We start from the raw sequence: 7,163 nt of genomic DNA on the forward strand, positions 1-7,163 counted from the left end.
AATTTTGTCCCTCACCTTAAACAATATTTAATAAAATAACCTTTTCTGGCAAAAATGCAAGCTTTTTTTATCAACTCAGCACAACTAACTCGAAACGCGAAACTCAGAACTTGAGAGATGCAACTCGAAACTAAATCTTCTTTTCTTCCCCGTACGCAATAATCTCCTTCAAAAATCGCGGCCCGTGCTGTTTCAGTTTTGTCTCACCCATGCCAAAAATCAGCCGCAACTCATCCCAGGTGGTTGGCATTTTTTCAGCCAATTCCTGCAACGTGCGATCGTGAAAAATCACGTAAGGCGGGACATTTTTCTCATCGGCAATGCGTTTTCTCAACTGGCGCAATCGCTCGAATAAATTGTCATCATATTCTGTCGGAGCCGCCGCTCGTTTGGGCCGCTTTTCCACGTAAGGCGTCAGCATCACTTTTTCATCGCCGAACAGAACATCTCTGCTTTTAGCGGTTAATTTCATTATCGGATAAGTGGTACCCTCAATTTGCAAATAGCCCAAGCGAATCAATTCCTGCGCAAAGGTGATCCATCTTTTTCTGGGAATTTTTTCGCCAATGCCGTAAGTTGGCAAATCCTGATGGCCATTCTGAAAAATGCGCTCGCTTTGGGAGCCGCGCAGCACATCGATGACGTAATTCATGCCAAATCTTTGATTCAGGCGATAGACGCAGGAAAGCATTTTTTGCGCGATGATCGTCCCGTCAAATTTCTGACTGTCGTCTTCTTTCCTCAGGCAGTTATCGCAGGCACCGCAATTTTCTTGCTCGTACTTTTCACCAAAATATTCGAGAATCAGTTTTCGGCGGCAAACCGGACTCTGGCAATAGTCGATGAGTTGGTGCAATTTCTTCAGCGCAATTTTCCGCTCCCGCTCGCTCGGCTTTTCTTTGATAAAATATTCAATCTTCGCCTTATCGCCGTAGCTGTAAAATAAGATGCAGTCGCTTTTCAAATCGTCCCTGCCGGCGCGGCCTGTTTCCTGATAGTAGCTTTCCAGATTTTTCGGCAAATCGTAGTGAATCACAAACCGCACATTGGGTTTGTCAATGCCCATGCCAAAGGCAATCGTCGCCACGATGATGTCCACATTTTCGCGAATGAAGGCTTCCTGGTTTTTCGTGCGCTCTCCGGTTTCCAGACCCGCGTGATAGGGCAGTGCACGGAATCCGTCGTCGTTCAGCGCATTCGCCAGTCGGTCCACGGTTTTGCGGCTCTGGCAGTAAATAATTCCCGATTGCTTGAGATGCGCTTGCAGGTAATCGGTCAGATGAGTGTAGGTGTCCCCTTTCGGCAAAACGCGGTAGAAAAGATTGGCTCTGTTGAAGCTCGCCCTGAAAATTCGGGGATCCTGCATCTTCAGAATTTCGACAATATCTTTCTGCACTACTGGCGTCGCCGTTGCTGTAAGTGCCATCAGCGGTACATGGTCAAATTTTTCCCGCAAAACCACCAGCTTTCGATATTCAGGCCTGAAATCATGGCCCCATTCGGAAATGCAATGCGCCTCGTCAATGGCGAACAAGTCAATGCTCAATTTCTCCAAAAATCGCAGAAAAGACTCCAGCACCAATCGCTCGGGCGCCACGTAGAGAATTTTCACCTTGTTTTGCAACAGCCGATTTTTGACGTCGTCCATCTTTTCGGAAGTCATCGTACTGTTCAAAAACTCCGCCGCAACGCCTAAATCGCGCAGTGTATCCACCTGATCTTTCATCAGTGAAATCAAGGGAGAGATGACGACAGTCAACCCCGTCTGAACGATGGCAGGCAATTGGTAACACAGCGACTTGCCGCCGCCAGTGGGCATGAGTACAAAAATATCCTTACGCGCAAGCGCGGCATCGATGATTTCTTTTTGCAGAGGCCTGAATTCTTCGTAGCCGAAATATTTTTTTAAAGTTTTTTCTAAATTGAACAAAAAAGGAACTTCCTGTTTATTTTAAAGTTACAAACCAGGTTTCTCGGAGAGACCTGGTTTGTCCAGTTCATCTTTCATTTTACAATGCCCGCTGGAAACTCACCCAGCATTTCGAAATGAAATTAATCCCCTTTTTTGCTTTTATTATTATCAATCTGTGTTATCTTTTTTAGATGAAACTTTTTCCAAAATAAAGTTCTGTATTTTATTCGCATCTTTTATGGCTAACTTCATGTCGTCCATGTTTAAATCCATTAGATAGGGATATCTTATATTAACTCCATAATCTGTAAGGCGCAGGCATTCTTCTTCAATCCTTTCAAAATCCGCATCGTGCTTACAACATAAATTATTCAGCAATATCAGGTCATGTGTTTTTATTATCTCATGTCCTTTTAATGCCAAAAAGCCTTTCAAATATTTCTCTGATGATTGCTGACAGTGGTAGCATATTATTTCTATAGGAACAGGATGCATATTTTGTAGGTATTTTGCAGAGGATAAATCTACAGCAGCAATATCGAACCATTCTTTGGCTAGTGCTCGATTATCCATACACTAAAATTCCCTGTTTTAAAATTTTATGCTCTAATGTATTTTGATGGCGCGCTCTCTCCTCAAATTCTTTATTATCGTAGATTAAAATATCCATTGGTATCTGATAATCCCGAGAGATTTCTCTGCGAATTTCTCTCATTATTTCAATTTTTCTTCTATTCATGAGATTAGTAATAATGCATAAGTCCAAGTCGCTATCTTGCCCGGGTTTCCCATAGGCAAAAGAGCCAAACACAAAAATTCTACTTGTTTTTATTTTTTTTGCAATTCGATTTGCTATGACTTTGATTTGTTTTTCAGAAATCATAGAATACCCTAAATTCTTTAATTGAGAAGCAATAAATATTTATGGTGTTTTAACATTCAGTGTGCCGTAAAATTCTTCAACAAAGATTTTACTAATGCGTGGATTATATTTTAGCGCTGATAAGTTTTTAATGGAAAAACTTTACACAAATATAATCAAAAAAAATCATATCTGCAATATATTTTTGTCAGTTAGGCTCCCCTATCGCTATGAGCCATCCAAGCTTCAAACACAGATAAAACAAATTCGATTTCTCCAAGAAACCGGAATCGTCTGGCTCACAAAAATATCCCTACCACGCTTGCTGAAAACTCACTAACCAGCGAAATCTGACACTCTGCTCACCCGGTAAGGGATCGCTGACGTAAATGGGAAAATCGATGCGCAATAGGAAAAAGCGATAAAACGCACGAAAACGCCACTGGCTTCCGATTCCCGCATCCGTCAAAGTTGTCCGGTCTCCTTTTTCGTTTCGCAGATAACCGGCATCGGCAAAAACGGAAATATTCACCATGAATTTTCTGCGGAAAAACGGGGACAAACGAATGGTTGAAGCCTCGACATTGACTGCGGCGATCCGATCCGTGGCAATTCTCTGATCCAAATAACCGCGCAGATTTCCGCCGCCGGGAAGATGGTACGGAATCAATTCCGAAAAGCTTCCGCGGCTGCGCAAATAGTATTTTTCAAATTTCTGCTGCGGATTAGCGCCATCAGCGAAAAACATCTTTTGCATCGGGAAATTGTCTCCCCAGAATCGTCCGCCAAACAGCCGCACCGCAAGATAGCGGCCTCCGCTGCCAAGCCGGTAATCGAGTTGACTTTGCAGACGGGAGTAACTGAATTCGCTGCCGGGTATTTTTTCCGATGTTTCAAATTGAATAAGCGCATCGCCAGACCAGCCGGGCTTAAATTGGGAGAAAATGTACGAAATGCTCACATTGTTATTTCTGCCATTCTCCCAAGCAATAAATTTTTTCGTCTCACCTCCGGAACGATATTCCTCAATGACATACTTCCCACCGTCTTTCAGCAACTGCGCGGAATTGAAAGCAATGTCAAATGAATGAAACGGAGGGAAATTTCTCATTCGACTCCAGGAAAATTTCAGTCCGATTTTTCCGATGGCGCGACCCTCACGAGCCGCGGCGCGCAATTGCCATTTGAGTTTTTCACTATTTTTTAGCAGCGGATGCGAAAAATTGAAATCCACGCCCAATTTGCGGGAACGTAGCCCGAGAGACAAAATTAGTTTTGCGTTTTTGAACCTGTTCATATAGCTGCCGTTGAAACCCATGCCCAGCCATAAGCCGTCCACATCGTTGTACCAAACGTGCGGACGATAGCGAATTAGGTAACTATTGCGGGAACGATAAAATTGCGAATAAGGCGTATCCGGAATAAATTTGACGGAAAAATCGCCATTGTTCAACCGGTTTTTGTCCAAAATCATGTCATCGGGATCGAGCACGACTTTTTTGGGTTTTGCCTTGGTGGTGAATTCTAAAATTCCGTATTTCGCTTTTCCGTCCCAGCGCTGACGAATTTCATTATTTTTACTTGTAACTACCAGCACTTCCACCGGCATGATGCCTTCGTCTTTGCGAGCAATTTTCACCGTGGTTTTCCACAACGAATCGGCCACGCGCACTTTTTTCACACCGGCTAATTTGTAATCCACATTCACGGTTTTGTGCATCCACTCATCGAAAAACCAATCCAGATCCATGCCCGAAACATCTTCGCACACCTGTTTGAAACGCTGCTCATTCACGTGCTTGAATTTCCAGCGATCAAAATACTCGTGCGCAATCCGGTCCCAGACGCTGTCGCCGACGATATATTTCAGCATTTCGTAAAAAGTCGAGCCCTTGGTGTAGGCATTCATGCGATAGCCGCCGAGATATTTGTGCGCCGGTAAAGAAAGCGGTTCATTGTAGCCGCTCGTCGTATAATCTACCAGACGCATCATTTTTCTCTCGTGCCCCGGCGTCGAAGGATTCAGCCATTTTTGCAATTTTGATTTTGGGTGGGAATAGCCCGGGTAGCCGGCAGACCCATAATGAGTTTGCTGATACCAGCCTTCCTGAAAAGTCGTGAATCCTTCATCCAGCCACGCTTCGTCTAATTCATTATTTGCCAGCATCCCGTAAAAATAAATATGGCCCACTTCGTGACAAATCAGTCCTTCGCCAGGGCCTGAATCCATTACAATCATCGGATATTCCATGCCGCCGCCCAAAAGACCGTGAGCAATGGTAAGCTGCGGATAGGGATACAAACCAAATTTTTCGGACAGCCATTTCAAAACGCTTTCGCCGCGCCGCGTTACTTTTTTGCTCCACGACTTTCGCGCCCGTTTGTCGTAAAGCACATGAATGGGAATGCTGTTCCATTCGCCGCGTTCGTACAAAAAATTTGGCGACGTCAGCCAGGCAAAATCGTGAACTTTTTCGGCGTGAAAAACGACCGTTCGTTCCTTTGCCTCTAACGCTTTGAGTTTAATTTGTTTGATCTGTTCTTCGTAAGCCTGCTGCCATTCCTCATCGTTGAGCGAAGTGTCCACTTTCACCCACTCCCAGCCGGGATCTCCTTGAACGGGAACGCCGGTCGCGGCGACAATGTAATTGTACGGCAACGTAATTTCCACATCGAATGTGCCAAACTCGCCGTAAAATTCTCCCTGATTGTGATACTGATCCGGATGCCAGCCCTTCTCGTCGTAAACGACCAATTTGGGATACCATTGCGTCAGGTCAAACTGTTTGCCTCGCCAGCCGCCGCGATTGATGATAGCAGAAATTTTCTCGTAAAAACGCAGGTAAAGTTGGACTTCCTGGCCGGGCAATAATTTTTCCGGCAATGGTGATTCAAGAATCGTGTCGTCCACGCGATAGGCAGCGATCGGCGCCTGCTCCGGCGGAAGATTCGTCCCCTTGCGCATGATGCGAAATTCCAGAATGTCAAGGTAGCCGTTATTCCGGGAATTGATGCGCATGGGACGGAGAAATTTTTTCGACTCTTTCGCCATGGTGGAATTTTCATTCTTGAAAGCGTTGGGATACAGATGAAGGTAAACTCTGTCCAGCGTGTCGGGCGAATTGTTGCGATAGGTAATAATCGCTTCTCCGCTCAGTGAATGATCTTTCACATCCAGCTTGACTTTAAATTGATAGTGCACAAATTGCTGCCAATAATTTTCATTGGCAAAGCCAGAGAGAGCAAACAAGAAAATAAAACTGAAAAACAAAACGCTTCGTTTCATAAAATTCCTCCTTAATTTCCAAAAAATATAGAAAAAATTTATTACAATGTCAAATAATTTTTATTTTTTAAGCTGTGCCCCACCTATTCGGTGGAGTACAGCCCCCGCCTGAGTAGCCTTTCAAGGTTCGGAACCTTGGAAAGGGTTGAAAAGAAAAAAGTGAATATTTTCTTGATTAAATTCATCAAAAGTGTTATAATGTATTTAATCAAACCGACAAACACGAGAGGAACCCATGAAATATTTACCCCAATTGTGGAAACAAGGAAAAGACTTTTTAGGTGTGGAATATCCGATTCTGGCGGGAGCCATGACCTGGATTTCGGATCACAAATTGGTGACCACGGTAGCGGAACATGGTGGATTTGCCAGTCTGGCGGCGGGGAATTCTCCGCCGGAGATCTTCGCCCGGGAGATCGATCTCATCAGAGAAAAAACGGACAAACCGTTCGCTGCCAATCTCATCACCATCGCACCTAATTACAGAAAGCATCTGGCGATTGCAACTGAAAAAAAAGTGCCGTTTATCATTTTTGCCGGGAGTTTTCCGCGCGGGTCTGAAATAAGAATAGCCAAAGAAAGCGGCGCGAAAGTGATGGCTTTTGCCTCCAACGAATCCATTGCCCGACGCATGATCGACTCCGGTGTGGACGCACTGATGCTCGAAGGCAGCGAAGCCGGTGGTCACATCGGACATGTCTCGCTGGCGATTTTGCTGCAGCAAGTATTGTTTAACGTGGACGATATTCCCGTTTTTGTCGCGGGCGGAATTGCCACGGGAAAGCTCATGGCACATTTGCTACTCATGGGCGCCGCCGGAATTCAAATGGGAACTCGCTTTGTCATGACGAAAGAGTGCGATGTGCATCCCAAATTTAAAGAGGCTTTCATAAAAGCCAAAGCCAGAGATGCCATTTCCACGCCGTCTCTGAATTCCGAGCTCAGTGTGGTCGCTGTTCGCGCCATTCGGAATAAGGCGATGAGCGATTTTTCCGAGCTACAAATGGATTTAATTTTAAAACACAGAAACGGAGAAATTACCAAAAAAGAGGCGCAGTACGAAGTGGAACATTTCTGGGTTGGTGCCTTGCGTCGCGGTGCGC

General features: G+C 44.8%; 5 protein-coding genes. 1 reads left to right on the forward strand and 4 read right to left on the reverse strand.

Features of this window, described 5'->3' with window-relative positions; genetic code table 11:
- Positions 1–130: 130 nt before the first annotated feature.
- The 4 genes from recQ to GXO74_08295 all read right to left on the reverse strand — a co-directional run bounded on the left by recQ (position 131) and on the right by GXO74_08295 (position 6,060).
- Complete coding sequence (recQ, locus tag GXO74_08280; protein ID NOZ61665.1) at positions 131–1,930, reverse strand: DNA helicase RecQ; 1,800 nt, start codon at positions 1,928–1,930, stop codon at positions 131–133.
- A 150-nt stretch (positions 1,931–2,080) separates the two neighbouring features.
- Positions 2,081–2,485 carry a HEPN domain-containing protein gene (locus tag GXO74_08285; GenBank protein NOZ61666.1) on the reverse strand — a complete coding sequence of 135 codons (405 nt, stop codon included), beginning with the start codon at positions 2,483–2,485 and terminating at the stop codon, positions 2,081–2,083.
- Positions 2,478–2,795, reverse strand: coding sequence for a nucleotidyltransferase domain-containing protein (locus GXO74_08290; protein NOZ61667.1), 318 nt, complete (start codon positions 2,793–2,795; stop codon positions 2,478–2,480). Before GXO74_08290 ends, GXO74_08285 begins: the two co-directional genes overlap by 8 nt.
- Before the next feature lie 292 nt (positions 2,796–3,087).
- The gene (locus GXO74_08295) at positions 3,088–6,060 is read right to left on the reverse strand and encodes a hypothetical protein (GenBank protein ID NOZ61668.1); all 2,973 of its coding nucleotides are present in this window, start codon (positions 6,058–6,060) and stop codon (positions 3,088–3,090) included.
- Between the two features lie 235 nt (positions 6,061–6,295).
- Here GXO74_08295 and GXO74_08300 point away from each other — a divergent pair.
- A partial coding sequence (locus tag GXO74_08300; protein NOZ61669.1) for a nitronate monooxygenase occupies positions 6,296–7,163 on the forward strand: 868 nt, incomplete at its 3' end.

This window comes from Calditrichota bacterium (genome assembly GCA_013152715.1).
Classification (GTDB): Bacteria; Zhuqueibacterota; Zhuqueibacteria; order Thermofontimicrobiales; family Thermofontimicrobiaceae; genus 4484-87.

What these genes read in the sequence shown, in the direction of transcription:
- GXO74_08285 (NOZ61666.1), bottom strand. Translation starts at nt 2,485, where the DNA reads ATGGATAATCGAGCACTAGCCAAAGAATGGTTCGATATTGCTGCTGTA.
- GXO74_08290 (NOZ61667.1), bottom strand. Translation starts at nt 2,795, where the DNA reads ATGATTTCTGAAAAACAAATCAAAGTCATAGCAAATCGAATTGCAAAA.
- GXO74_08295 (NOZ61668.1), bottom strand. Translation starts at nt 6,060, where the DNA reads ATGAAACGAAGCGTTTTGTTTTTCAGTTTTATTTTCTTGTTTGCTCTC.